Source organism: Streptomyces sp. NPDC041129, from assembly GCF_055592265.1.
In genome coordinates this window covers 199072-223856 of sequence record NZ_JBVIYV010000008.1, presented here as the reverse complement: position 1 = coordinate 223856, position 24785 = coordinate 199072, and the positions used below count along the sequence as shown (strand labels likewise).

Annotated in this window: 24 protein-coding genes; 13 read left to right on the top strand and 11 right to left on the bottom strand. The window is 74.2% G+C overall.

The annotated features are described in order from the left end of the window. Nucleotides 1–83: 83 nt before the first annotated feature. From ACZ6B1_RS24975 to ACZ6B1_RS24940, 8 genes are all read right to left on the bottom strand, one after another. On the bottom strand, nt 84–1961 hold the full coding sequence (locus ACZ6B1_RS24975) for an HEXXH motif domain-containing protein (protein WP_468781814.1): 1878 nt from the start codon (nt 1959–1961) through the stop codon (nt 84–86). A 131-nt stretch (nt 1962–2092) separates the two neighbouring features. Beyond that, the gene (locus ACZ6B1_RS24970) at nt 2093–2263 is read right to left on the bottom strand and encodes a hypothetical protein (protein WP_199212496.1); all 171 of its coding nucleotides are present in this window, start codon (nt 2261–2263) and stop codon (nt 2093–2095) included. Nucleotides 2264–2386: 123 nt separating this feature from the next. After that, nucleotides 2387–3730: a PP2C family protein-serine/threonine phosphatase gene (locus ACZ6B1_RS24965; RefSeq protein ID WP_468781812.1), complete on the bottom strand. Its 1344-nt coding sequence runs from the start codon at nt 3728–3730 to the stop codon at nt 2387–2389. A 114-nt stretch (nt 3731–3844) separates the two neighbouring features. After that, nucleotides 3845–4492 carry an SLATT domain-containing protein gene (locus tag ACZ6B1_RS24960; protein ID WP_468781810.1) on the bottom strand — a complete coding sequence of 216 codons (648 nt, stop codon included), beginning with the start codon at nt 4490–4492 and terminating at the stop codon, nt 3845–3847. A gap of 142 nt (nt 4493–4634) precedes the next feature. Continuing rightward, nucleotides 4635–5042: a peptide-methionine (R)-S-oxide reductase MsrB gene (msrB, locus tag ACZ6B1_RS24955; RefSeq protein ID WP_468781808.1), complete on the bottom strand. Its 408-nt coding sequence runs from the start codon at nt 5040–5042 to the stop codon at nt 4635–4637. A 14-nt stretch (nt 5043–5056) separates the two neighbouring features. Next, nucleotides 5057–6448, bottom strand: coding sequence for a UDP-N-acetylmuramate--L-alanine ligase (gene murC, locus ACZ6B1_RS24950; RefSeq protein WP_468781806.1), 1392 nt, complete (start codon nt 6446–6448; stop codon nt 5057–5059). Nucleotides 6449–6550: 102 nt separating this feature from the next. After that, a complete protein-coding gene (locus ACZ6B1_RS24945; RefSeq protein ID WP_468781804.1) occupies nt 6551–7021 on the bottom strand; it encodes an indole-3-glycerol phosphate synthase in 471 nt (156 codons plus the stop codon). A gap of 173 nt (nt 7022–7194) precedes the next feature. Then, on the bottom strand, nt 7195–7968 hold the full coding sequence (locus tag ACZ6B1_RS24940) for a pyrimidine reductase family protein (protein ID WP_468781802.1): 774 nt from the start codon (nt 7966–7968) through the stop codon (nt 7195–7197). Between the two features lie 37 nt (nt 7969–8005). Between ACZ6B1_RS24940 and zapE the strand changes: the two genes are divergently transcribed. The 7 genes from zapE to ACZ6B1_RS24905 all read left to right on the top strand — a co-directional run bounded on the left by zapE (nt 8006) and on the right by ACZ6B1_RS24905 (nt 15361). Continuing rightward, nucleotides 8006–9106 (top strand): cell division protein ZapE, encoded by a 1101-nt coding sequence (gene zapE, locus ACZ6B1_RS24935; protein WP_468781800.1) that lies wholly within the window; start codon nt 8006–8008, stop codon nt 9104–9106. A 198-nt stretch (nt 9107–9304) separates the two neighbouring features. After that, complete coding sequence (locus ACZ6B1_RS24930) at nt 9305–9700, top strand: hypothetical protein (protein ID WP_468781798.1); 396 nt, start codon at nt 9305–9307, stop codon at nt 9698–9700. Nucleotides 9701–9775: 75 nt separating this feature from the next. Then, entirely contained in the window at nt 9776–10354 is a 579-nt protein-coding gene (locus ACZ6B1_RS24925) for a carbonic anhydrase (protein ID WP_468781796.1), read from the top strand. Between the two features lie 8 nt (nt 10355–10362). Then, complete coding sequence (locus ACZ6B1_RS24920) at nt 10363–11889, top strand: SulP family inorganic anion transporter (protein ID WP_468781794.1); 1527 nt, start codon at nt 10363–10365, stop codon at nt 11887–11889. Nucleotides 11890–12034: 145 nt separating this feature from the next. Beyond that, nucleotides 12035–12868 carry a slipin family protein gene (locus ACZ6B1_RS24915; RefSeq protein WP_468781792.1) on the top strand — a complete coding sequence of 278 codons (834 nt, stop codon included), beginning with the start codon at nt 12035–12037 and terminating at the stop codon, nt 12866–12868. Between the two features lie 28 nt (nt 12869–12896). Further along, nucleotides 12897–14420: an FAD-dependent oxidoreductase gene (locus tag ACZ6B1_RS24910; protein ID WP_468781790.1), complete on the top strand. Its 1524-nt coding sequence runs from the start codon at nt 12897–12899 to the stop codon at nt 14418–14420. A gap of 86 nt (nt 14421–14506) precedes the next feature. Then, a complete protein-coding gene (locus ACZ6B1_RS24905; RefSeq protein ID WP_468781788.1) occupies nt 14507–15361 on the top strand; it encodes a polysaccharide deacetylase family protein in 855 nt (284 codons plus the stop codon). 5 nt (nt 15362–15366) lie between these two features. Here the strand turns inward: ACZ6B1_RS24905 and ACZ6B1_RS24900 are convergent, their stop codons facing one another. Further along, nucleotides 15367–15492, bottom strand: coding sequence for a hypothetical protein (locus tag ACZ6B1_RS24900; protein WP_468782113.1), 126 nt, complete (start codon nt 15490–15492; stop codon nt 15367–15369). Nucleotides 15493–15620: 128 nt separating this feature from the next. On the opposite strand from ACZ6B1_RS24900, the gene ACZ6B1_RS24895 reads away from it, so the two are divergent. The 5 genes from ACZ6B1_RS24895 to ACZ6B1_RS24875 all read left to right on the top strand — a co-directional run bounded on the left by ACZ6B1_RS24895 (nt 15621) and on the right by ACZ6B1_RS24875 (nt 21281). After that, the gene (locus ACZ6B1_RS24895) at nt 15621–16340 is read left to right on the top strand and encodes an aminoacyl-tRNA hydrolase (protein ID WP_468781786.1); all 720 of its coding nucleotides are present in this window, start codon (nt 15621–15623) and stop codon (nt 16338–16340) included. Between the two features lie 100 nt (nt 16341–16440). Then, nucleotides 16441–17745 carry an MbnB/TglH/ChrH family RiPP precursor modification enzyme gene (locus ACZ6B1_RS24890; RefSeq protein WP_468781784.1) on the top strand — a complete coding sequence of 435 codons (1305 nt, stop codon included), beginning with the start codon at nt 16441–16443 and terminating at the stop codon, nt 17743–17745. A gap of 103 nt (nt 17746–17848) precedes the next feature. Then, nucleotides 17849–18619 carry a DUF4142 domain-containing protein gene (locus ACZ6B1_RS24885; RefSeq protein WP_468781782.1) on the top strand — a complete coding sequence of 257 codons (771 nt, stop codon included), beginning with the start codon at nt 17849–17851 and terminating at the stop codon, nt 18617–18619. A gap of 96 nt (nt 18620–18715) precedes the next feature. After that, a complete protein-coding gene (locus ACZ6B1_RS24880; protein WP_468781780.1) occupies nt 18716–19501 on the top strand; it encodes a TIGR04222 domain-containing membrane protein in 786 nt (261 codons plus the stop codon). A 148-nt stretch (nt 19502–19649) separates the two neighbouring features. Next, a complete protein-coding gene (locus ACZ6B1_RS24875) occupies nt 19650–21281 on the top strand; it encodes an alpha/beta hydrolase (protein ID WP_468781778.1) in 1632 nt (543 codons plus the stop codon). A gap of 162 nt (nt 21282–21443) precedes the next feature. Here the strand turns inward: ACZ6B1_RS24875 and hemQ are convergent, their stop codons facing one another. Continuing rightward, nucleotides 21444–22175: a hydrogen peroxide-dependent heme synthase gene (hemQ, locus tag ACZ6B1_RS24870; protein WP_468781776.1), complete on the bottom strand. Its 732-nt coding sequence runs from the start codon at nt 22173–22175 to the stop codon at nt 21444–21446. Nucleotides 22176–22179: 4 nt separating this feature from the next. Next, nucleotides 22180–23634, bottom strand: coding sequence for a protoporphyrinogen oxidase (hemG, locus tag ACZ6B1_RS24865; protein ID WP_468781774.1), 1455 nt, complete (start codon nt 23632–23634; stop codon nt 22180–22182). Between the two features lie 172 nt (nt 23635–23806). On the opposite strand from hemG, the gene ACZ6B1_RS24860 reads away from it, so the two are divergent. Then, nucleotides 23807–24772 carry a DUF4349 domain-containing protein gene (locus ACZ6B1_RS24860; protein WP_468781772.1) on the top strand — a complete coding sequence of 322 codons (966 nt, stop codon included), beginning with the start codon at nt 23807–23809 and terminating at the stop codon, nt 24770–24772. Nucleotides 24773–24785 lie beyond the last annotated feature (13 nt).

Here is a 24785-nt window from a genome sequence, read left to right as displayed (position 1 = left end):
CCGGCGCACCGGGCGGCCCGGCAGCGTCGGCCCCGCCCCCGCGGCGGTGACCGTCCGCCTGCCCAGCCGGCCTTTCCGCCGGTTCAGCCGGCCGTCGCGCCCCGGGCGGCCGCCTCGGCGATCAGGGCGGCGAGGGTCTGCGGGGGCTGAGGACGGCCTCGCAGCAGCAGCCGCCGGTACACGGCGGCCACCAGTTCCGGCCGGTGCAGGAGGATGCCGCGGGCCCGGCCCTCGGGCAGGCTGAGCGCCAGTCCGGCCCAGGCGGCGGGGTCGGCCGGGTTCTCGGCGATCAGCCGGCGGTATCCGGCCTGTGCGGCGCCCCGGTCCCCCGCCGCCCACGCGTAGTCCGCCGGGGAGGCACCGACGCTGCCCGGATCCGCGCGCAGGCCCTCGAAGCGCTCGCGGTCGCCGATGCGGATCCGCACCAGCCGGGTGCGGACGTCGGGCGTGAGCGGTCCCGTCCGCAGCGTCACGTCGGGGAACGCGGGCGGTGCCGGTGTGCCGTCCGCGAGGGCGTCGGCCCAGGCCTCTGCCTGAGCGCTGTCGCAGCACAACTGGGAGAGGCGGAAGACCATCCGGTGGTCGTCGCGGGCCTCCTCGGCGGCCAGCGCCGCCGCCGCGGGCACCGACTCCTTCAGCACGGCGGCGAGCGAGCCCTCCACGGCACGCAGGAACCGTTCACCGGCGTCGGTCAGCGCCGCCTGGGCCCACAGCGTGCCCAGCCCCTCCTCCACCTGTCCCCTGCGCAGCGCGCCCTCGAAGTCCGCGGCCGCGCGCTCGGCGTCCGTGATGCCGGGCCGCTCCCTGAACGCGAACCAGAAGGCGGCCACGCCGAGGAACGCGTAGACGCCGTGCAGCATCCCGCGCAGCGGTCTGGGATCCGCGCGCCAGGGCGCGTAGTGCGTCTCCTCCCGCCCCCCGCGCAACAGCGTGACCAGGTCCATGAGCGTGCTGAGTTTGCTGTGCTGTGCCTCGTGGACCAGGGCGACGGCCAGGTCCACGGGCCTGGCCGGTCTGGTCAGCAGCAGCCCTCCGAACGCCTCGGGGTCGCTGCCGCTGAAGACCTCCGCGGGGCTGCGATCGGGCAGCGGGGTGACGGCCAGCAGGCAGTCCGCGAGGCCCTCGGGATCGATCCGGCGCTGTTCGGCCACCAGCGGCCAGGCGTCCTCGTAGAGTCGTCGCCATTCCCGCGTCTCGTCCTCGTCCAGCCGCTCCACCGGCAGCCTGCGCAGGAAGTGCCTCCAGGGGTCGAGATCGTCCAGCAGCGGTGCGCCGGCCGGCTCCGCACCGGGTGCCCGCAGCCGCCGCAGCGCCCACCAGCCGGGGGCGTCGCGGGTGAGGTCGGCGGGTAAGGGGACGGTCCCCGAGGAACACCGCACACCGGAGCCGCCGTGGTCGCGGAAGACCTCGGCGACGGGGTCCGCGGGGTGCCCGGGAAGCCTCACGTACCCGAGCGAGGGAAGGAGCACGCCGCGCTCCGTGAGAGGCACGACGGTGCGGAACGGCACGCGGGCCCGGAGGGCCGCCGCCGCGGCCAGGGCGTGCACCCGGGCGGCGTCCCGCAGCACCGCGGGCGCCGGCCCGGCGTCCCCCTCGGTGCGCAACTCTCGCAGCGTGCGGGCCAGCCAACTGCCCACGCTGGGATGGAGCAGGACGGATTCCACGGCCTGACGGTCGGCGGTCTCGGCGCCGGCCAGCAGTTCCCAGGCCTCCTGCGCGGCGGGCAGCGACGCGTGCCACGGGACGTACCGGTCGGCGCTCTCCACCAGCGCGCGCAGCAGCACCAACCGGCGACTGCGCTGCGCGGAGCGGAGGGCGGCGACGGCGTCCCGCCCGCCACCGCCCTGAGCGAGTTGCACGAAGTGCCCGCCCCGCAGCCGATGCCGTGCCCCGGCGGCCGGGCACGAGTCCGATCCGGCTCCGTTCTTCCCGCCGGGGAGGGTGGTGCCCGCGTCCGACATGGTTCTCCTCACCATGGACCGGCTCAGGACAGTGCTGTCCGGTGCTGTGGCCGGGAAAGGCTCACCGGCTCGCGGCGCCCGGCGCGGGGCCTCGCCGCGCGGCCGTCCGGCACAGCGTCACGGACACGGCGCTAGCAGTCGGCGCTCGACGAATTCCCCAGCGTGGGCGGGTTGTCGACGAGCGCGAGCAGGCGCCGGGCCTCCATGGTCAGACCCGCGGACGCCAGGGAGCCGACTGCCGCCAACGGCACTTCCGAGAGATCCACCAACTCGGTCTCGACATCGGCTGCCGACAGATCCACGGCTCGTCCCCCTTTTTGACGACAGCACACCCGTCCCCTGTCATGGTTACCCAATCGATCGGGTTGCGAAAGATGGCCGCCCGCCGGGACCACGACAAATGGCCATCCTCGGCGGGCCCGCGATCAGCCCGACGCCCGCATTCCGTACGGCGGTTCACCGGCCGGGCGGCGCGGCTGCGGCCGGGCCGCGAGGACCGCGACGTCGTCCTCCGCGTGCCGGGCGTCCAGCCCCGCCAGGATGGTGTCCAGTACGCCGTCGACATCCTGGCCGCCCTGGAAGCGCAGGCCGGCCAGGCGGGCCAGGGAACGGTCGATGTCCTCGCCGCGGCGTTCCACGAGGCCGTCGGTGAACAGCACCAGCGTCTGCCCGGGGGCCGCCGGGTGGGTGACCGACTCGTATCCGCCGAGGCCGGTGCCGAGCGGCGGCCCGACCGGCACCGGCAGCAGCGCGGCCGCGCCGTCCGTTCCGATCAGCAGGGGCGGCAGGTGACCGGCGCCGGCCAGCGTGATCTGCCCCCGGCCGGGGTCGACCCGGGCCAGCAGACAGGTGGCCGGTCTTCGCTCGGTCTCGCCGGAGGCGATGTCGTCCATCTGTCGCAGCACCCGGTGCGGGGGCAGGTCGGCGGAGGCGATGTAGCGCAGGGAGGAGCGGTAGGCGTTCATGTCGACGGCGGCCTCGAGGCCGTGGCCCATGACGTCACCGACGACCAGCAGAGTGCGGCCGAAGTGCAGCCGTACGGTCTCGCACCAGTCGCCGCCGACCAGCGCCCGGCCGCCCGCGGGAATGTGGCGGACGGCGATGTCCAGGTTCGGGTGCGGGCGGCCGGGCTCGGCCAGCAGCGCGCGTTGCAGGTCACCGGCGGTACGGCTGATCCGCTCGTGGGTGCGGGCGTGCCGGATGTGCGAGGCCGCGCGCTCGGCGAGCAGGGCGAGCAGCTCGGCTTCGGCCCGGTCGTGGGGCGCGCCCCGACGGGCCGTGACCAGGAGGCCGTAGTCGTCGCCGCTGGTCAGGGGTGTGACGAGGATGGATCGGCCGGGGGCGCCGGGCGGGCCCCCGGCCCGGCTCCCGGGTGGCAGGCCTCCTGCCGGGGAGCCCGGCTCCCGGGCGGCGGCGAGGGCCCAGCCGGCGGCGGGCAGCAACTCCCCGTCACCGCTGACCGCCCGGTATCCGGAGCGGACGCCACCGCCGTACCCCGCCCCGGCGCCACCGCCGCTGCCGGACCCGGGGTCGCCGCCGTACCCCGGGCCGGTGCCGCCGCCGCGGGGCAGGACGGCCGCCGAACCGCCGGTCAGCCGTACGGCGGCGGCGGTCAGCTCGGCACAGGTCGCCCCCTCGTCGAGCGTCGTGCCGATACCGCCCAGCGCGGCCCGCAGCACCGCCGGCCGCGCCGCCCCGCCGGCTCCGTGCGGCAGCCGGCGGCGGCCGCCGGACACGGGCCCGCGGCGGGACTGGATCCAGCGCGGCACGCCCCACACATGCACAGAATCTCAGACCACGACAAACCGGCCAGCCGGCACTTCGCGCCCCGGCCGATGAGCTTCGCCGGCACGAGGCCCCGGGGCCCCGACGGGACCGGGCGGTCAGCGTTCGGCGGCGGCACCGGTCTCGCGTGGCGCGGGCAGCGCGGCGGCCTGGTCCTGCTGGAGACCGGCGCGGAACTCGGCGGTCCAGTCGCCGGTCTCGGTCTCCAGGTGGATGCGGAGCTTGCCGGTCAGGTCGCCGATCAGCCGCATCCTGCGCTCGACCAGGGTCTGTTCCGGCACACCGGTCGCGTCCCGCAGCAACTCGGCCGACCAGGCCAGACGGAACTCGTTCAGCTCGCCGCGCAGCGCCTGCGCCGCCGTGATGTCCCGCATCCAGGCCGTGGACAGGCCGAAGAAGTGGTCGAAGCCCTTGCAGCCCGCGGCGGCGGCCAGGAAGACATAGCCCCAGCTCTGGATGTCCGCGCCGGTGGCCGCGCCGGCCAGCGGGATCACGGTGCCGGTCGTCGCGAGGACGATCATCAGACCGCGCAGCAGGCGGGAACCGAGCCGTTTGAGGCGCTTGTCCCGCAGGTACCACTCGATGGCGTCCTCGGCCTCCTGCTCGGTCCAGGCGCGCAGCGACTGGACCGACTCCAACCTCTCGTGCGGCGTACCGGTGGTGAGCGCCGGAAAGGCCCTGCCCCGCAGATCCCTTCCGCCCGCCCGGCCACCACCCGACCGGACAGCCGCTGTGCTCCCCGTCAACTCACCCTCCTCGGCAGGGTATTGCCAGCAGGGTAACGGAAACGGCTGCACCCGGTCGGCCTCCGGTCACGGCGGGTGAGCTCCGGCGGGCACCGTCGGCCGAGGGCCCGGGCACGGTCCTCGTCGGCCCGGGCCGGGCCGGTCAGCCCTCGTCGGGCGCCAGCCGCAGCGAGACGCTGTTGATGCAGTACCGCTGGTCGGTCGGGGTCGGATACCCCTCGCCCTCGAAGACATGGCCGAGGTGGGAGCCGCAGCGGGCGCAGCGCACCTCGGTGCGGACCATGCCGTGCGAGCGGTCCTCGACCAGCTCGACGGCGTCGGTGTCCTTGGGGTCGTAGAAGGACGGCCAGCCGCAGTGCGACGCGAACTTGGTGTCCGATGTGAACAGTTCGGCGCCGCATGCACGGCAGGAGTAGACGCCCTCGGTCTTGGTGTCGGTGTACTCACCGGTGAAGGCCGGCTCGGTGCCGGCCTGGCGCAGTACGGCGTACTCGGCCGGGGTCAGCTCCGCCCGCCACTGCTCGTCCGGCTTCTCGACGCTGTACGACATGAGCCTCAGCCCCTTCACTGCTGCGACAGGCGGTCCAGGATCTTCGGGCCCAGGTCGGTCACGTCGCCCGCGCCCATGGTGAGAACGAGATCACCGGGCTTCGCCATTCCCGCGATCACCGTGGGGATCTCCGCCTTGTCGTGCACGGCGGTGACGTCGGCGGCGGCCGCGCGCGCGGCCTCGATGATCAGCTCGCTGGTCACACCGGGGATCGGGTCCTCGCGGGCCGGGTAGATGTCCAGCACGACCGAGGCGTCGGCGAGCGCCAGCGACTGGCCCATCTCCTTGCCCAGTTCCTGGGTGCGGGAGAACAGGTGCGGCTGGAAGACGACCAGGATGCGCGCGTCACCGGCGGCGGCGCGCATGGCCTCCAGGTCGGCGGTCATCTCGGTCGGGTGGTGGGCGTAGGAGTCGATGACCTGCACCCCGGCGGCCTCGCCCTTGAGCTGCAGGCGCCGCTTGACGCCGGTGTACGCGGCGAGCGCGGACGCCAGACCGGCCGCCGGGACGCCGAGCGCGGCACCCGCGGTGAGCGCGGCGACGGCGTTGAGGGCGTAGTGCCGGCCGGGGACGGAGACGGTGAAGGTCAGCTCCTGCCCGTCGAGCACCGCGGTCACCTGGCTGCGCAGCCCCTGCGGGACGATGGAGAGCACCCGCACGTCCGCGTCCTCGGCCTCGCCGTAGGTCACGCACCGCACCGCGCCGGCCAGCCGCCGGGTGAGTTCGCGGGCGCCCTCGTGGTCGGCGGAGATCACCAGCGTGCCGCCGGGCACGATGCGGCCGGCGAAGGTCTCGAAGGACTCGTAGATCTCGTCCATCGAGGCGTAGTTGGCGTGGTGGTCCAGCTCGACGTTGAGGACGATGGCGACCTCGGGCGCGTACTTGTGGAAGCTGCGGTCCGACTCGTCGGCCTCGGCGACGAAGATGTCGCCCTCGCCGTGCAGCGCGTTGGAGCCGGGGGCGTCCAGATCGCCGCCGATGGCGTACGACGGCCGCAGGCCCAGCTCGCCGAGGGAGACGGCCAGCATGGACGTGGTGGTGGTCTTGCCGTGGGTGCCGGCCACGGCGATCGGCCGCAGCCCCTCCATCAGCGCGGCGAGCGCGTCGGAGCGGTGCACCACCGGGATGCCCAGCTCGGCGGCGCGCACCAGCTCCGGGTTGTCCCCGCGGATCGCGGACGACACCACGACACAGCTCGCGTCGTCGGCGAGGTGCCCGGCGGCGTGCCCGATGTGCACGGTCGCGCCGAGGGCCCGCAGCGCCTCGGCGGTCGCCGACTCCTTGGCGTCGCTGCCGGCCACCTCGGCGCCGCGCTGGGCGAGGATCTTGGCGATCCCCGACATCCCGGCGCCGCCGATGCCGATGAAGTGCGGTCGGTCCATGGCGGCAGGAAGTCCGGGTGCCATGCGCGTTTCTCCCAAGATCCGGTACGGGCTGAGCGTGTCTAGCCTATGCGCTCGCGCCCGGCCTCCTTCGCAACGGGCACAACACCCCCGGCCGCCGCCGTGTCAGTCCTCGCCGTGCGCGAAGAGCTTCAGCACCGGCACGCCCACCTTGTGGCGGGCCCGGGAGGCCCAGTCCCGGTGGAAGAACTCCTCCACGTAGTGCGGAGCGGTCAGCACGATCACCTCGTCCGCGTCCACCTCACCGACGAGGGTCCTGAGCGCGTCCAGCGGATGGTCCTCGACGAGCCGCCCCTGCGCCTCGCTGCCCGCGGCGCGCAGCGCCCGCAGGGAGACCGCCAGCGCCTTCTCGGCGGGCTCCTTCGCCGCCTCGCCCTCCGGCGTCCTGCCCTCGCGGACGGCGTCGTCCAGTTCGCCGAGCGCGATGTCGTCGATGGCCCGCAGCAGGCGGTCCTGGTCTCCGCGCGGCTGGAGAAGCACGTGGAACGAGACCGGCTCGTCCCCGTGCAGGGTGGTGACGAACTCCACGTCGACCGACGACAAGGCCTTCTCGATCATCAGAACGCTAGTGAACACCCGGCGCCTCTCTCCTCCCGTGGGCCCGGCAGGGCCCCGCGGAAACCATCCTGCCCCGTGATCGCACGGGTAGACCGGACTTAGGGGCTGTCCGGTGGATCACACCGGACGGCCTCAGGCCCCAGCCCGCCCGCCCGCCGCGAAGCGGAGCGGGACGACGCGCTCCGCCACCTTCAGGGCCGGCTGTACCGGCTGAAGAGGAATCCCTCCTCCTCGAGCAGGGAAACCAGGGCGAAACGGTGCGGAACGGTGACGGCCGGCCCCCCGGCGATGCGCTGCGCGTCCCCGGCGGTGAGCATCGGCGAGACGGTCAGGCACAGCTCGTCCAGGACCCCGGCGGCCACCAGCTGGCCGAGCAGCCTGGGGCCGCCCTCGGTGAGCAGCCGGGTGTACCCGAGGCCGGCGAGGGCGCTCACCGCGCGGGCGGGGTCGACGCCCACGCCCTCACCGGCGACGGCCACCCGGGCGCCTGCTTTCTCCGCGGCGGCGACCCGGTCCGGGGCCGCCGCGGCGCCGGTCAGGATCACGGTCGGCACCAGCGGCGAGGTGAACAGGGGCAGGGAGAAGTCCAGCTCCAGGCCGGCGGTGACGACGGCGATCGCCGGGGCCGGGCCCTGGCCCGCGGCCTGCCGGGCGGCCGCGAACTCGGCACGCGCGCGTGCGGGCCGGTAGCCCTCCTGCCGCACCGTCTCCGCGCCGACCACGATCACGTCCGCGAGCGCGCGCAGGGTGCCGAAGACGCGCATGTCGGCCGCGCTGGAGATGGGCTGGGAGTGCCCCTCGTGCTGGGCGGCGCCGTCGAGGGTGGAGACCATGTTGGCGCGCAGCCACGGCCGCGGGGCGCCGGCGGCGGGCTCCGGGTAGGCGTAGGCGGCGGCCAGCTCGGCGAGGCTCCACTCCCGGGCCTGGTCTGGTGTTTCGTCGGTCACAGGGAACAGGCGTCGCATGTCGTGCAGTGTGACACGGCGCTTAGCATGGGTAACCGTGTCGTCCTCCACCGCAGCCCAAGGTTCCAGCCCTCTGACCGAAGCGGGCCCGCTGTCCCTCGCCGCCCGCGAGCCGCACGTCCCCGCGGACCGGCTGGTCGCCGAGATGGTGCCGCCGCCGCGCTTCGACTCGGTGCGCTTCGCCACCTACATCCCGGACCCGAACCAGCCCAGCCAGACCGAGGCCGTTCGGGTGCTGGAGGGCTTCGCGGCCGGGCTCGGCGGCGCGCACGCCACGGGCGCCGGCAAGCGGGGCTTCCTCGGTTTCGGCCGGAAGGCACCCAAGACCCCGGCGGGCCCCCGCGGGGTCTACCTGGACGGCGGCTACGGCGTCGGCAAGACCCATCTGCTCGCATCCCTGTGGCACGCCACCCCGGCCGAGCCCGCGCTCAAGGCGTTCGGCACCTTCGTGGAGCTGACCAACCTGGTCGGCGCCCTCGGCTTCCAGCAGACGGTGCAGACGCTCGGCAACCACCGGCTGCTGTGCATCGACGAGTTCGAACTGGACGACCCGGGCGACACCGTGCTGGTCTCCACGCTGCTCGGCAGGCTGGTCGAGGCGGGCGTGGCGCTGGCCGCCACCTCCAACACGCTGCCCGGCAAGCTCGGCGAGGGCCGGTTCGCCGCCGCCGACTTCCTGCGCGAGATCCAGGGCCTCTCCGCCCACTTCCGCGCCCTGCGGATCGACGGCGAGGACTACCGCCACCGGGGCCTGCCCGAGGCTCCGGCGCCGTTCACCGACGAGCAGGTGACGAAGGCCGCGTACGCCACGGCGGGCGCCTCGCTGGACGACTTCCCGCATCTGCTGGAGCACCTGGCGAAGGTGCACCCGAGCCGGTACGGCGCGCTGACGGACGGACTGAGGGCGGTGTGCCTCACCGATGTGGCTCCGGTGCCGGACCAGTCGACGGCGCTGCGTCTCGTGGTGCTGGCGGACCGGCTGTACGACCGTGAGGTCCCGGTGCTGGCCTCGGGGCTGCCCTTCGACCGGCTGTTCAGCGAGGAGATGCTGAACGGCGGCTACCGCAAGAAGTACTTCCGCGCGATATCCCGGCTCACCGCGCTGGCCCGGGACGCCAAGGGCCTCGTCACCTCGTAGCCGCGGCCCGATATTCGATCGGGCCCTTGCGGGTCAAGAGCCGGTTCACGCCATCGGACCCGCACTTTTCACGCTCTCTTGCGCGCTCAACCCCCAGTTAACCCTGCAAAGGACTTTGCGGGGTTAACGTGTTTCTTGACCATCCATTGACCAATGTTTGGTACGCACAAGAGGTGTGATTTTCGGGAAGGGGGGCGCATGTTGCGAGGCAGGACGGCCTGGACCACGCTCACCTTCCTCACCGCAGCCCTGCTCACGCTTCAGTTCTTCACATCCGCGGGAACCTTCGCAGCCGCGCACACCTTCGGTGATGCAGAGGCCAAGGCCTGGACCGGAATCACGTCCTCCGCGCAGCGGTCGACCGAGCAGGCGGACCCGTTCCGCGAGCCGGGCCGCCCGAAGGAACCCACCGGTACCCCGCACACCCGGGACCGGCACCGCGCGCCCGCCGCCGGGTGCGCGCGGGAGCACCCGCTCATATCCCGGCAGACGGCCGCCCCGCGGTCACCGGCCCCGGCCGGTGACCCGCACCACCGCACCACGAGATCCTCCAGAGCCCACTCCCCGGCGGCGCTTCAGGTCTTTCGCCGCTGAGAGCCGGCTCGTCCCCCCACGACCGTCGTGCAAGCCCGACGCGCCGGTGCGGCGCGCCAGGAGGAGTCCAGACACATGCAGCCCCTCATCGACAACGCCCGTACGTTCGGACAGCGCCCTGAGGAGTTCGCCGAGCTCGCCGAAGGCCAGTCCCCGCAGGTCCTGTTCATCACCTGCTCCGATTCCCGGGTCGTCCCGGCCCTGATCACGGGCGCCCGCCCCGGCGAGCTGTTCGAGCTGCGCACCGCGGGCAACATCGTCCCGCCGTACGCCTCGCAGCGGCCCACCGGCGAGGCCGCCACCATCGAGTACGCCGTCGAGGTGCTCGGCGTCCGCGACGTCGTCGTCTGCGGCCACTCGCACTGCGGTGCCGTCGGCGCGCTGGTGCGCGGCGACGACCTGACCGCCGTACCCGCCGTGCGCGACTGGCTGGCGCACGCCGCCGCGCGCCCGGCCGGCGCCGCCGAGGACCCGGAGGTCGCCGAGGGCGTCCAGAGTCATGTCCTCGCCCAGCTGCTCCGGCTGCGCTCGTACCCGTGCGTCGAGCGGAGGCTGGCGGAGGGCCGGATCGACCTGCACGCCTGGTACTACGAGGTGCACACCGGCGCCGTTCGGACGCACCGCCCGCGGACCGACACCTTCGAAGCCCTGTGAGCGCGCCCATGACGAACTCGACGCTCATATCCCGTTTCCCCCATCTGCGGCGGGACTTCGCCGCCTCCCTCGTCGTCTTCCTGGTCGCGCTGCCGCTGTGCGTGGGCGTGGCCGTCGCCTCCGGGGCGCCGGCCGAGCTGGGACTCGTCACCGGCATCGTGGGCGGCCTCGTCACCGGGCTGATGCGCGGCAGCAGCCTCCAGGTGTCGGGGCCGGCCGCCGGACTGACCGTGCTCGTCTTCGAGGCGGTCAAGGAGTTCGGACTGCCGGCGCTCGGCGTGATCGTGCTCGCCACCGGTCTGCTCCAGGTGCTCATGGGCACGCTCAGGCTCGGCCGCTACTTCCGGGCCATCTCGGTCTCGGTGGTCGAGGGCATGCTGGCCGGAATCGGGCTGGTCCTGATAGCCGGCCAGCTGTATCCGGCCATGGCGGCCAAGGCCCCCGACTCCGGCCTGGGCAAGATGGCCGGGCTCCCCCGGGCGTTTCTGGACGCCCTCGGCGACGGGCCGGCGCTCGCCTCGCTCGCCGTGTGCGCGGGCACCGTCGCGGTCCTGGTGCTGTGGCGGCTCGCGCCGGCCAGGGTGCGCACGGTGCCCGGACCGCTCGCCGCGGTCGGCCTGGCCACGGCCGCCGCGGCCGTGCTGAGCCTGCCGGTGGCGACCGTCGAGGTGAAGGGGCTGCTGGGCTCGGTGCAGCCGCCCCCGCTGAGCGCGTTCGCCGAACTGGCGGGTCCCGGGCTGCTCGGCACCATCGTCGCGTTCACACTGATCGCGTCCGCCGAGTCGCTGTTCAGCGCGGCCGCCGTGGACCGGCTGCACGACGGGCCGCGCACCGCGTACGACAAGGAGCTGATCGCGCAGGGCGCGGGCAACACGGTGTGCGGGCTGCTCGGCGCGCTGCCGATGACCGCGGTGATCGTGCGCAGCGCGGCCAACGTCCAGGCGGGTGCCCGCACCAAGGCCTCCCGGGTGCTGCACGGCGTGTGGCTGCTGCTGTTCGCAGCCCTGCTGCCGGGTGTGCTCGCCCTCATCCCGATCCCGGCGCTCGCCGGGGTCCTGATCCACGCCGGCGCCAAACTGGTGCCGGTCCGTGCGCTGGCGGCGCTGTGGCGCGAGCACCGGGGCGAGGCGCTGATCCTGGGCGTCACCGCGGTGTCGATCGTGGCGGTCAGCATGTTCGAGGGCGTGCTCATCGGACTCGCCCTGGCGGTCGTCAAGACGGCCTGGGAGGCCTCGCACCTCAGGCTGGAGGTCGTCGACAAGGGCGCGGGCCCGGTCGAGGCGTACCTGTCGGGCAACGCGACCTTCCTGCGGCTGCCGAAGATCCTCGACAGCCTGGAGTCGCTGCCGCAGGACCGTCCGGTGCGGCTGGACCTGTCCGGCCTGCACCACCTGGACCACGCCTGCCGCAAGGCCCTGGAGAACTGGGCCGAACGGCACAGCGCGGCCGGCACCGAGCCGGTTCGGGTCACCGCGCCGGCCCTCCCGGCCGCGCGGTCCGCGCCGGGCGAACCGGCCGGGGCACCGACGGTCTGAGGCCGCGGCCACCACCCCGGACCGGGGCGCCACCCATCGGCACCCCGGTCCGGACCCCGGCCGTCCGGCCCATGGATTCCACCCCGAAGCGGGCATATGGTTGCAGCATCGGACAAAAGGCAGGCCTCTCGATGAGGAGGTCATCATGCTCCAGGAGCTGCTGGGGGCGGCCGCGGCCGCCGCATCCGTCGGCGTCGTCTACTTCGCGATGGCGGCGCGTGTGGTCAAGCAGTACGAGCGGGGTGTGCTCTTCCGGCTCGGGCGGGTCCTGGGTGAGGTACGCGATCCGGGCCTGACGCTGGTGATCCCGTTCGTCGACCGGCTGCACAAGGTCAACATGCAGATCGTGACCATGCCGGTCCCCGGTCAGGAGGGCATCACCCGGGACAACGTCACCGTGCGGGTGGACGCCGTCGTGTACTTCCGGGTGGTCGACGCCGCGAGCGCGCTGGTGAAGGTCGAGGACTACAAGTTCGCGGTGTCCCAGATGGCGCAGACCTCGCTGCGCTCGATCATCGGCAAGAGCGACCTCGACGATCTGCTCTCCAACCGGGAGAAGCTCAACCAGGGTCTGGAGCTGATGATCGACAGTCCGGCCGTCGGCTGGGGCGTCCAGGTCGACCGGGTGGAGATCAAGGACGTGTCGCTGCCGGACACGATGAAGCGGTCGATGGCCCGCCAGGCCGAGGCCGACCGGGAGCGCCGGGCCCGGATCATCAACGCGGACGCCGAACTGCAGGCCTCCAGGAAGCTCGCCGAGGCCGCGGAGCAGATGTCCGACACCCCGGCCGCGCTCCAGCTACGGCTGCTGCAGACGGTGATGGCGGTGGCGGCCGAGAAGAACTCCACCCTGGTGCTGCCCATCCCGGTGGAGCTGCTGCACTTCCTGGAGCGGGGCCACCAGATCCAGCAGCTGCCCACCCCCAACGGTGACGCGGGACAGCGCCAGGCCCAGCGACAGCCGGAGGAGACGACGTGAGGCGGGCCGGGCTGGGTACCCGGCGGCCATGCGCGAGATGCCACAGGTCACCGACTCGTACTGGCTGCGGACCGCCCCCGGACCGTCCCACCCCGCCCTGACGGACGACATCGACGTCGACGTCGCCGTCGTGGGCGCGGGCATGGCCGGGCTGAGCACCGCCCACGAACTGGCCCGGGCCGGGCTGCGGGTGGCGGTACTGGAGGCCGGCCGGGTGGCGGCCGGGGTCACCGGGTACACCACCGCCAAGCTGACCGCCCAGCACACCCTGATCTACGACCGGCTGCGGCGCACCCGCGGGCCCGAGGGGGCGCGGCTGTACGCCCGCTCCCAGTCGGAGGCGATCGAGCACGCGGCCGCGCTGGTGACCGGGCTGGGCATCGACTGCGAGTGGGAGCCCCGGGACGCGTACACCTTCGTCCGGGACGGCGAGCGGGTGGCCGAGGTGCGGGCGGAGGCGGAGGCCGCGCGGGAGGCGGGTCTTGACGCCTCGTTCACCACGGAGACCGGACTGCCGTTCGCGGTGGCGGGCGCGGTGCGGGTCACCGGGCAGGCGCAGTTCCATCCCCTGAAGTACCTGCGGGCCGTCACGGCCGACCTGCTCGCGCGCGGCGGACAGGTCTACGAGAACACCCGGGTCGTCGGCCTCGCGGAGGGCGGCGAGCCCTGCCGGCTGACCACCGGCTCGGGCCGCACGGTGACCGCGCGGGACGTCGTGATCGCCACCCACTACCCGGTCTTCGACCGCGCGCTGCTCTTCTCCCGCCTCTCCCCCCGCCGGGAGCTGGTCGTCGCCGGGCCGCTCGGCGACGGGCCCGACCCCGGGGGCATGTACATCACCCCCGAGGAGAACACCCGCTCGGTGCGCACCGCGCCGTACGGGCAGGACGGGCGGCGGCTGCTCGTCGTCACCGGTGAGCACTTCACCCCGGGCACCGGCGACCCCGGGGCGGGCTTCGGCCGGCTCGCCGAGTGGGCCGGGAGGCACTTCCCGGGAGTGGCCCTGGAGTACGCCTGGGCCACGCAGGACAACGACTCCACCGACACCGTGCCGCTGGTCGGCCCCTTCCATCCCGGCGCCCGTCACACCTACGTCGCGACCGGCTTCGGGGGCTGGGGGCTGAGCGGCGGAATCATGGCCGGGCTGCTGCTGACGGCGCTGATCACCGGTGAGGACCGCCCGTGGCGCGACCTGTACGACCCGCGCCGGGTGAAGTCGGTGCTGCGCGAGGCGCCGTCGCTGCTGAAGAACCAGGCCGAGGTGGCCCGGCACTTCGTCGGTGACCGGCTGCGCTCACCGGCCTCCCCGCACGACCTGGCGCCGGGCGAGGGCGCGGTGGTCCGCGTCGGCGGCAAGCACCTGGCCGTCCGCCGCGACGAGGAGGGCGCCCTGCACGCGCTCTCGGCCCGCTGCACCCACCTCGGCTGCCTGGTCGCCTTCAACGGGGCCGAGCAGGCCTGGGAGTGCCCCTGCCACGGCTCGCGCTTCGACGTCGACGGCCGGGTGATCCAGGGTCCGGCGGTGCGGCCGCTGGAGCACCGGGACCTGTGAGGGAACTCCCGCCGCGCGGGTGACGCCACCGCCGCGTCATTAGTCATATCAACCGATAACAGATCGTTTAGTCATATTTTCATACGGTGATCACTTCCCTACGCCGTCTCACCGCCCTCTGCGCCCTCGGCGCGGCCCTCGCCGCCTGCGGTACCGCGGGCAGCCCCGGGCCCGCCCGTCCGGCCCACGCCAACCCGGCCCCCTCCGCCTCCCCGTCCGCCTCGCGGCCCCCGGCCCTCACCCAGGGCCCGGGCGGCCTGACCCCGGTGTTCGAGCACGGCCCGCGCAATCTCGGCAAGACCGTCGCGCTGACCTTCGACGCCGACATGACCGCCGACGAGGGGCCCCGCGCCGCCGCCGGCGAGCACTTCGACAACCCCGACCTCATCGGCACCCTGCGCCTGCTGAGGGTCCCGGCGACCATCTTCATGACCGGCCGCTGGGCCGAGCAGTACCCGGCCCAGGCCCGCTCCCTCGGCCACGATCCGCAGTTCGAGGTCGCCAACCACTCCTACAGCCACTACGCGTTCACCGGCGACTGCTACGGCCTGCCGACGGTCGGCTCGGCCGGCATGCGCAAGGACGTCGAGCGGGCGTACGCCTCCCTGCGCACGGCGGGCGTGTCGCACCCGCTGCCGTACTTCCGCTTCCCGGGCGGCTGTTACGACCGCCAGGCGCTGCGCGCGCTCAGCGCGACCGGGGTCACCGCGGTGCAGTGGGACGTGGTGAGCGGTGACGCCTTCGCCACGGACGCCGACGCCGTCGTCCAGCAGGTCCTGGACGGCGTGAAGCCGGGCTCGGTGGTCGTCATGCACTGCACCCGCAGCGCCGCGCCCACGACCGAGCGTGTGGTCCGCGCGGTCGTCCCCGAGCTGCGCCGGCAGGGCTACCGGTTCGTGAAGGTCTCCGAGCTGATCGGGGAGACCAAGGGGCACCGGTGACCGTCCTACGCCGACGGCATGACCGACAACGAGACGTACTGCATGGTCGTCGACAGCACCGGGCCGCCGAGGGCCGACGGGCCGCCGTACGCCATGTGCCGAGAGCCCACGGAGTACCCGGAGTCGTACAAGGGCATCACCCCGTGCCCGCGCTGCGAGTGCCAGGGGGGCCCGGCGCACCGCTTGCTCGGGCTGAGCGGCGGGCGGTGCACCGGGCCCGGCCGAGGGAACCGGCGGCCTCCTCGTAAGCTGGGCCCTTGTGAGTCATGCCCCAGCCGCCCCCGGTGACAGTTCCTTCCAGACCGAGCGCAACCCGCGTGACGAGGCGCCGCAGTTCGTGCTGCCGCTCGTCGTGCGCATGGAGAAGAGCGCTCCGCCCGCCCGTACCGACGCCCTGGAGACCGCCGCGCGCGCCGTGCTGCTGATGCTCAGCGACGACCGGACCACCGGGGACGGCGAGTGGGCGGAGGCCGTGCGGAACTGGGAGGACGCCCGGATCCGCAAGGTCGTGCGGCGGGCCCGGGGCGCCGAGTGGCGGCGGGCCGAGGCGCTGCCCGGGATCACGGTGACCGGCGAGTCCGCTGAGGTACGGGTCTTCCCGCCGGTCCCGCTGGACGGCTGGCCCAGGGATCTCGCGAAACTCCAGGTGTCGGGCACGGAGCTGGACGATCCGGAGCCGCCGGCCGGCGCCGACCGCACCCGGCCGGTGCTGTGGCTCAACCCGGAGCTGGAGATGTCGGCGGGCAAGACGATGGCCCAGGCCGGGCACGGCGCCCAGCTCGCCTGGTGGGCCCTGTCCCCCGAGGCCCGTGCCACCTGGCGCGGCGAGGGCTTCCCCCTGTCCGTACGCGCCGCCGCCCCCGGCGACTGGCCCGGGCTGACCACCAGCGGCCTCCCCCTCGTTCGTGACGCGGGCTTCACGGAGATCGCCCCCGGTTCCTGCACGGTCGTCGCGGACCATCCCGTGCTGCGCCGGTAGCCGCCGGGAACCTCAAATGTTGCTCTGAACGCCGCCCGGTCAGGGTTCGGGGCCGTTCCCCGGGGCCATACCCCCGTCATTCGGAGGAGGGGGTGCGGGCATGCTTCGACTGGGGACGGGGATCGGCTGGCGGCCGGAGATCGCGGACGCCGTGGAGGCCATGCCGGGCATCGACTGGGTGGAGGCCGTGGCGGAGAACGTCTGCCCCGGCCACCTCCCCGAGTCGCTGCTGCGGCTGCGCGAGCGGGGCGTGACCGTGATTCCGCACGGTGTCTCCCTCGGCCTCGGCGGGGCCGAGCGCCCCGATCCGGGGCGGCTGACGGCGCTCGCCGAGCGGGTGGCGGCGCTGGGCGCGCCGCTGGTCACCGAGCACATCGCGTTCGTGCGGGCGGGCGGCGCGCTCACCGCGTCCCCGCGTCTGGAGGCGGGCCATCTGCTGCCCGTGCCGCGCACCCGGGACGCGCTCGACGTGCTGTGCGAGAACGTGCGGATCGCGCAGGACGCGCTGCCGGTGCCGCTGGCCCTGGAGAACATCGCCGCGCTGTTCTCCTGGCCGGGCGAGGAGCTGACCGAGGGGCAGTTCCTGTCCGAACTGGTCGAACGCACCGGCGTACGGCTCCTCATCGACGTGGCCAACCTGCACACCAACCACGTCAACCGGGGCGAGGACCCGGCGGCGGCGCTCGCCGGACTGCCGGTGGAGGCCATCGCGTACGTGCACGTCGCGGGCGGGTTCGAACGCGACGGCGTCTGGCACGACAGCCACGCGCACCCCGTGCCGCGTCCGGTGCTCGACATCCTGACCGGCCTCGCGTCCCGCGTCGCACCGCCCGGCGTACTGCTGGAGCGGGACGACAACTTCCCCGAACCAGCCGAGCTGGAGCGTGAGTTGGGCGCCATCCGGGCCGCCGTGACGGCGGGGGCGGCGCGCCTGGCGGACGGGACGGAGAAGCCGGGCGGCGCTGACGGCCCGGCCGTGGGCGCCCCGGCTCCGGCCGGGTCCGGGGTGCGGCAGCGGCTCGGTGTCGCGCAGGCCGCGGTGCTGTCCTCGCTGGTGGCCGGGACACCGGTGCCGGAGGGGTTCGACCGGGCGCGGATGGGCGTGCAGGCGCGGGCCCTCGCCGCGAAACGGGCGGACGTGGTGGCGAAGGTGGCGCCCGAACTGCCGGTGATCCTCGGGGACGGATACCGGCAGGCGTTCCTCGAGTACGCCCGGAGCCTGCCGATGAGCGACGGCTACCGCCGGGACGCGCTGGACTTCGCCGGGCACCTGCTGAAGCTGGGCCGCACGCGGGACCCGGGGACCCGGCGTGAACTGCGGGAGTGGTGGCTGCACCGCTCGGGCCCGGCGCCCCGCCCCCGGGGGCTGGCGGCACGGGCGCGGGTGCTGCTGCGCGGGGCCTGAGCCGCCGGTCCGCCCCGGCCGCCTCCGTGACCGTTCGCGCCGGCCGCCGCAGTAATATGCCAACCCCGCACCCAGCACACCGGAGTGCGGTGCAGGAGGCACCATGCGACCGCGACCCCCCGTCAAGGGCCGAGGCATATTCAGCGGCACCGGGCTCATCATCACGGCCCTCGCGGCGACCGCCGCGGCACTGCTCTTCCCGCTCTGGTCGTACGCCGGCCGGCCGGGCGGTGCGGCCGGCGCTCAGGTGCTCGGCGCGCGTACCGTGACGACGCCGTACGGTCCGCTGTCCGAACGGGACCGGGACTTCGTGACCAAGGTCCGGCTGGCGGGGCTGTGGGAGCTGCCGGCCGGGCAGCTCGCCCTGGAGAAGGGCACCACCCAGGCCGTGCGCGACGCGGGACAGCATCTGGTCGACGGCCACACCTCGCTCGACGCGCACGACCGCACCGTCGCCTCCCGGCTCGGCGTGCCCCTGCCCAACGAGCCCAACGCACAGCAGGATCAGTGGCTCGCCACGCTGCGCAGCGCGCGCGGCCAGGAGTTCGACCGGCAGTTCGCCGCCCTGCTGCGCCTGGCGCACGGCCGGGTGTTCTCGCTGGTCGCCGAGGTCCGCGCGGGCACCCAGAACTCGCTGGTGCGCGACCTGGCCGACGACGCCAACACGACGGTGCTGGACCACATCAAGGTCCTGGAGGCGACCGGGTACGTCGACTTCTCCGCGCTGGCCCGGGACCTCGCCGCCACCCCCTCCGCCGTGCCCACGCCCCCGGTCACCGACGCCGGTTCCGCGGTCCCGGTCGCGCCCTCGCCGTCCGGGTCGTACTCCATGCCGCCCGCCGCCTCGAGCCCGCTCCGGGTCGACGCCCCCTGACCTGCGAGGCAAACGGAACGTCACGTACCGGCAACACTCGGTCCGGATACTGGAACGGGCATGGCGCTTCCGATGCGCCTGGCATAGAAACACGTCATGTTCTGGGTCCTACTGCTGCTTCTGGCCTGGGCGTTCGCGGGCGTCGCGTGCACCCGGCTGTGCCTGGCCGCGGTCCGCTCGGCGGACCTGGACGCCGAGGGCGTCCCCACGGACCGGGAGCACGATCTGACGCTGTACGAGGCGGCGTTCCTGTCCGGCGGTCCGGCGCGGGTCGCCGACGTGACCATGGTCTCCATGGCCCGGCAGCGGCGGCTGCTGCTCGCGCACACCGGCTGGGCCACGGTGGTGGATCCGCGGGGCCGCGACGACATGGAACGGTCCGTCATAGGGGCGATAGGGCCCGAGGGTCAGTCGAGGATCGCCCCGGTGCGGGGCGCCGCGGCCGGAGCGGAGGCCGTACGGCGGCTCGCCGACGGGCTGGTGCGCTCGGGACTCGCGGTCCCGGACGGTGCGCGGACGACGGTGGCGGACGGCGTCCGCCAGGTGCGGGCCGCCGCACTGGCCGTGTGCGCGCTGGCGCTGGCCGCCCTGCTGATGCCCGCTCAGACCGGGATGCCCCGGTTCCTCGTCGCGCTGTGGTTCGCGCTGCCCCTCACGCTGACCCTGAGCTGTCTGGCCATCGCCCGGATCGAGGCGCACCCCTACTCGCGCTGGGCCTCCCCCGCCGGACAGCGGCTGCTGGGCGACCTGCCCCGGCGGCAGGACCGTGACGGCGACGAGCGGTCCTTCCTGACCTCCGTCGCCGTGCGGGGCGTCCGGGCGGTCGGCGAACCGGAGCTGCGCGCGGCCTTCGCCCACCGCGACCAGCCCCGGGGGGAGTGAGACCGCCCTTCGGGGGCGCACTGGGGGCATTCCCGGCGACACCGCCGTGCGGTGCTTGCCTTCACCGGAAGCCGAACGAAACATCCCTTGTGTGATCGTCGGGCCGTGGCAGCCGTGCCATCGCCGCCGCGCACCGGAGGGATACGCGATGAGAGCTGCCGCCCTGTACTCGGCCGCCGGGTCCCTGCTCCTGGCGGCCCTGGCGGCGGCCCCGGCGGACGGCGCCGCCGGCGCGCCGGTCACGGCCGAGACACGCGGCACCGCGATCGCCGCCCAGCGGGCGCGCGAGGCCGGCATCGAGTTCGCCAGGTGCGACGGGCGGGACGCGCCGCGGAGCCTGGAGTGCGGCACGGTGCGCGTCCCGCTGGACTACGCCAGGCCCGGCGGCAAGCAGATCGAGCTGACCGTCAGCCGGTCCCGGGCCACCCACAAGGACCCGCACAACAGCAAGCGGAAGGTGCCCCGGCAGGGCGCCCTCGTCTACAACCCGGGCGGCCCCGGCGGATCCGGCATGTACTTCCCGATGGCCCGCACCCTGCCCGTGTGGCAGCGGATCGCCGCCGCGTACGACCTCGTCGGCTACGCCCCGCGCGGGGTGGGCCGTTCGGCGCCGCTGTCCTGCGTCGAGCCCAGGCTCTTCTTCCACGCGCCCACCGAGTCGCCGGCCCACCCCTCGGAGCAGTACAAGCGGCAGCGCATCGCCCGGGCGAAGGCGTACGCGCGCGGCTGCGCCAAGCGGTCGGGGAGCGGGCTGCGGTTCTACAACTCGCTCAACAACGCCCGCGACCTGGACGTCCTGCGGGCGGCGCTGGGCGAGGACCGGCTGACCTACATGGGCGCGTCGTACGGCACCTACTTCGGCGCGCTGTACGCGACGCTGTTCCCCTCGCACGTCCGGCGGATGGTGCTGGACTCCGCGGTGGACCCGGCCCCGCAGAAGGTCTGGTACCGCGCCAACCTCGACCAGTCCGCCGCGTTCGAGGACCGGTGGACGGACTTCCGCGAGTGGATCGCCCGGCACGACGACGTGTACCGGCTGGGCGACACCGCGGCGAAGGTCCAGGGCAGTTACGACACCGCGCGCGGCCGGCTGGCCGGGAAGGCGGCGGGCGGCAAGGTGGGACCGGGCCAGTTGCAGAACGCGTTCCTCCGGGCCGGGTACTACGACGACCTCTGGCCGGGCCGGGCCGCCGCGCTGTCGGCCTATCTGAAGGGCGACGCGAAGGCGCTGGTCGAGCTGGCCGCGCCGGAGACGGGGGCGGCCGCCGAGGCGGAGAACGCGAGCGCGGTCTACACGGCCGTCGAGTGCAACGACGCGCCCTGGCCGACGGACTGGAAGGTGTGGGACCGCGACAACACCCGGCTCGCGCGCAGCGCCCCGTTCGAGACCTGGGACAACGCGTGGATGAACCTGCCGTGCGCCTACTGGCCGGCCCCCCGGCAGCGGCCGCTGGACGTGCGGACGGGTCCCGGTGAGCTGCCGCCGGTGCTGATCCTGGCCGCGGAACGGGACGCGGCCACCCCGTACTCGGGCGCGCTGGAGATGAGCCGGCGGCTGGCCGGCTCGGCGCTGGTGACCGAGCGGGACGCCGGTACGCACGGCATCGGGGGCGGCCCCAACAGGTGCGTCAACGGCCACCTGGACGGCTACCTGCTCGAGGGCCGCGTCCCGGGGCGGCGCGCCGCCTGCGCACCGCGCCCGGAGCCGAGGCCCGAGGCCCCGGCCTCCCCCACCGCCGAGCGCCCCGAACGGGACGCCCTCAAGGGCAAGGGCGCCTAAGCCGGCCCCGCCACCAGCTCGGCGACGTCCTTCCGGCGCCGGGTACTGCCCATCCCGGGGGACACTCCCCCCCGGCCGGCCCCGCCACCAGCTCGGCGATGTCCTTCCGGCGCCCCGTGCCGCCCTTCCCGGGGGACAACCCCCGGACCCCCGTCCGACCCCTCAGGCCAGCCCGGCCACCAGCTCGGCGATGTCCTTCCGGCGCCCCGTGAAGAAGGGGACTTCCTCGCGGACGTGCCTGCGGGCCTCGGAGCCGCGCAGGTGGCGCATGAGGTCGACGATGCGGTACAGCTCGTCGGCCTCGAAGGCCAGCATCCACTCGTAGTCGCCGAGCGAGAACGAGGCGACCGTGTTGGCGCGGACGTCCGGGTAGCCGCGGGCCATCTTGCCGTGGTCGGCGAGCATGCGGCGGCGGTCCTCGTCCGGCAGCAGGTACCAGTCGTAGGAGCGTACGAAGGGGTAGACGCTCACGTAGTTGCGGGGCGTCTCGTCGGCGAGGAACGCCGGGATGTGCGAGCGGTTGAACTCGGCGGGGCGGTGCAGCGCCATGTTCGACCACACCGGCTCCAGCGCGCGGCCCAGCCTGGTGCGCCGGAAGAGGTTGTACGCCTCCTGGAGCTGGTCGCTGGTCTCGGCGTGCCACCAGATCATCAGGTCGGCGTCGGCACGCAGCCCGGAGACGTCGTACGTGCCGCGGACCGTCACGTCCTTCGCGGCGAGCTGGTCGAACAGCTCCTGGACCTCGTCGGCGAAGCCCGCGCGATCCTCCGGGAGCACGTCCTTCAGCTTGAAGACGGACCACAGCGTGTAGCGGATGACCTCGTTGAGGTCCTTGGCCAGCTTGCCCTTGTTCGGGATCCTGCCGGTCTCGGTGGTGGAGGCGTCGTCACTCATGTTCCTATTCTCCCGCTCCGCCGTGCAGGCTCTGCACCGGGTCGGCCGTCAGCTTCCGCACACCGCCGAGGTCGCCGCCGAGCTGGTCGACGGCCGCGTGGGCGCTCGCGACACAGGCCGGGATGCCGACGCCGTCGTACTGCGCGCCGCACACCGCGAGGCCCGGCAGCTTGGCCACGTGCTCGCGGATACGGGCCACGCGCGCGTGGTGACCCACCGGGTACTGGGGCAGCCCGTCGGTCCAGCGGGTCACGCGGGTCTCCAGCGGCGTGGCGTCCAGGCCGGTGGCCTCGCGCAGGTCGTGCCGGGAGACGGCGACCAGCTCGGCGTCCTCGCGCCGGAGCACCTCGGTCTCGCCGTGCCGTCCGACCGACGTGCGCAGCACGGCCACGTCCGGGTCCTCCTGGGCGAGCCAGCCCCACTTCTGCGAGGCGAAGGTGGACGCCTTGATGGTGCGGCCGTCGACGGGCGGCACCAGGAACCCGCTGCCCTCGGGCAGGGCGAGGCCGGTGCGGCGGTAGGCGAGGGTGATCAGGGCCATGGAGGCGTACTCGACGGCGGCGAGTTCGGCCGCGGCCTCCGGCGACTCGGCGCTCAGCAGCGCGGCGGCGGCCGGGGCGGGTACGGCGACGATCACCGCGTCGGCGTCCAGCACCCGCTCCCCCGCGGTCACCCGCCAGCCGCCGGACGCCTCCCGGCGCAGCCCGGTCACCGGCGTGCGGCAGAGGATGTCGCCGCCCAGGGCGCGCACCGACTCGGCGACCGCGAGCGGCAGCCGGCCCACGCCGCCCTCGACGCCCATGAACACCGGCCCGGTCTGCCGGTTCGCCTCGGCCCTGGCCTGGATGTCGCGCACCGCCTCGGTGAGGGATTCGTGGGCGCGGGCCGCCTGGAAGAGCTGGGGTACGGCCGAGCGCATCGAGATGCGGTACGCGTCGCCCGCGTACACGCCGCCGAGGAGCGGTTCCACCAGCCGGTCGACGACCTCCCGGCCGAGCCGCGCCGCCACGTACTCGCCGACCGCCACGTCGTCGCCGATCTCGGTGCGGGGCAGTTCGGCGTCGCGCCCGATGCGGGCGAGGCCCTCGTCGGACAGCACGCCGGCGAGGGCGGCGGCGGTGCCGGGGACACCCATCACATGCCCCTTGGGCATCGGGCGCAGGGCGCCGCGGGTCCAGATCGAGGCGGTCGCGGTGGCCGGCGGCTGGAGCCGCTCGGCGAGGCCCACCTCGCGCGCGAGGGACACCGCCTCGGGGCGGCGGGCCAGCATCGACTCGGCGCCCAGGTCCACCCGGACGCCCGCGATCTCGCCCGGCAGGAGCTTGCCGCCGACCCGGTCGGAGGCCTCGAGCACGGTCACCCGGGCGCCTCGCCGCAGCAGCCGGTGGGCGGCGGCCAGCCCTGAGATACCGGCTCCGATGACGACGACATGCCCCGAATGCGTACCCGTTGCGCTCATGTCCCCACTCTCTCAGACCCCACCGGCGGTCCCGTCCCGGCCCGGTGTCCGGGACGAGTCCGGACCGTGACCGCATCGGAACCGGCGCGCCCCAACGTCCCGGCTCGCCCCGGCGTCGAAGGAGCGTCAGAGGTCATTGCCGTCGTGTCTCACCGCTTTCGGGAGTACCGCCATGCGCACACCACGTTCCGTACGACCCGTCCGGGCCCTGACCGGGGTCCTGCTCGCCGCCTGTCTGGCGCTGGCCGGGTGCAGCGCCGCGGACGACTCGGGCGGCGATTCCGCCAAGTCCGCCGCGGACGGAGCGGAGCGGCAGGCGGGTGCCGCGGGCGGCAAGGTGGACGACGCGAAGTCCGCCCGCCGGGCACCCTCCTCCGTCCCGAGCGCCGTCATCCGCACCGCCTCCCTCACCGTGGAGGTCAAGGACGTGCCCAGGGCGCTGGAGGGGGCCCGTACGACCGCGGAGAGCGCGGGCGGATACGTCGGCGGCGAGAACACCGCCCGGGACTCGGACGGCCGCGAGTACACGCGCGTGGTGCTGCGGGTGCCGTCCGCGCGGTACGACGAGGTCCTCGGCGATCTGCAGGGCGCCGGCCGGCTCGTCGAGCGCACGTCGAAGGCGCAGGACGTCACCGACCAGGTCGTGGACGTGGAGAGCCGGGTGAAGTCGCAGCGGGCGAGCGTGGCCCGGATCCGGACGCTGATGGACCGGGCGAGCAAGCTGAGCGACGTCGTCACCCTGGAGGGGGAGCTGAGCAGCCGGGAGGCGGACCTGGAGGCGCTGCTCGCCCAGCAGGCGTCCCTGAAGGACCGCACCAGCCTCGCGACGATCACCCTGTCGCTGTCCGAGACACCCGTGAAGAAGGCCGCCGAGGACGACACGCCCGGCTTCGTGGACGCGCTGTCGGGCGGCTGGCACGCGTTCGTCACGATGCTGCGCTGGATCGCCCTGGTCCTGGGCGCGCTGCTGCCGTTCGCCGCGCTCGCCGCCCTGCTGGCGCTGGTGTGGGCGCGGCTCGTCCGGCCGCGGCTGCGGCGCCGCCCGGAGCCGGCCCCGGCACCGGCGACGACCGCGCCGGGTCCGCTGCCGCACGCGCGTCCGGCGCCGGAGCCGGCGCGCGAGCCCGGTCAGGACTGACGCGCGGGCCCGG

What these genes read in the sequence shown, in the direction of transcription:
- hemG (WP_468781774.1), bottom strand. Translation starts at nt 23,634, where the DNA reads ATGAGCGCAACGGGTACGCATTCGGGGCATGTCGTCGTCATCGGAGCC.
- ACZ6B1_RS24880 (WP_468781780.1), top strand. Translation starts at nt 18,716, where the DNA reads ATGTTCTGGGTCCTACTGCTGCTTCTGGCCTGGGCGTTCGCGGGCGTC.
- ACZ6B1_RS24875 (WP_468781778.1), top strand. Translation starts at nt 19,650, where the DNA reads ATGAGAGCTGCCGCCCTGTACTCGGCCGCCGGGTCCCTGCTCCTGGCG.
- murC (WP_468781806.1), bottom strand. Translation starts at nt 6,448, where the DNA reads ATGGCACCCGGACTTCCTGCCGCCATGGACCGACCGCACTTCATCGGC.
- ACZ6B1_RS24915 (WP_468781792.1), top strand. Translation starts at nt 12,035, where the DNA reads ATGCTCCAGGAGCTGCTGGGGGCGGCCGCGGCCGCCGCATCCGTCGGC.
- ACZ6B1_RS24890 (WP_468781784.1), top strand. Translation starts at nt 16,441, where the DNA reads ATGCTTCGACTGGGGACGGGGATCGGCTGGCGGCCGGAGATCGCGGAC.
- ACZ6B1_RS24910 (WP_468781790.1), top strand. Translation starts at nt 12,897, where the DNA reads ATGCGCGAGATGCCACAGGTCACCGACTCGTACTGGCTGCGGACCGCC.
- hemQ (WP_468781776.1), bottom strand. Translation starts at nt 22,175, where the DNA reads ATGAGTGACGACGCCTCCACCACCGAGACCGGCAGGATCCCGAACAAG.
- ACZ6B1_RS24920 (WP_468781794.1), top strand. Translation starts at nt 10,363, where the DNA reads ATGACGAACTCGACGCTCATATCCCGTTTCCCCCATCTGCGGCGGGAC.
- ACZ6B1_RS24925 (WP_468781796.1), top strand. Translation starts at nt 9,776, where the DNA reads ATGCAGCCCCTCATCGACAACGCCCGTACGTTCGGACAGCGCCCTGAG.
- ACZ6B1_RS24860 (WP_468781772.1), top strand. Translation starts at nt 23,807, where the DNA reads ATGCGCACACCACGTTCCGTACGACCCGTCCGGGCCCTGACCGGGGTC.
- ACZ6B1_RS24940 (WP_468781802.1), bottom strand. Translation starts at nt 7,968, where the DNA reads ATGCGACGCCTGTTCCCTGTGACCGACGAAACACCAGACCAGGCCCGG.
- ACZ6B1_RS24975 (WP_468781814.1), bottom strand. Translation starts at nt 1,961, where the DNA reads ATGTCGGACGCGGGCACCACCCTCCCCGGCGGGAAGAACGGAGCCGGA.
- ACZ6B1_RS24930 (WP_468781798.1), top strand. Translation starts at nt 9,305, where the DNA reads ATGTTGCGAGGCAGGACGGCCTGGACCACGCTCACCTTCCTCACCGCA.
- ACZ6B1_RS24885 (WP_468781782.1), top strand. Translation starts at nt 17,849, where the DNA reads ATGCGACCGCGACCCCCCGTCAAGGGCCGAGGCATATTCAGCGGCACC.
- msrB (WP_468781808.1), bottom strand. Translation starts at nt 5,042, where the DNA reads ATGTCGTACAGCGTCGAGAAGCCGGACGAGCAGTGGCGGGCGGAGCTG.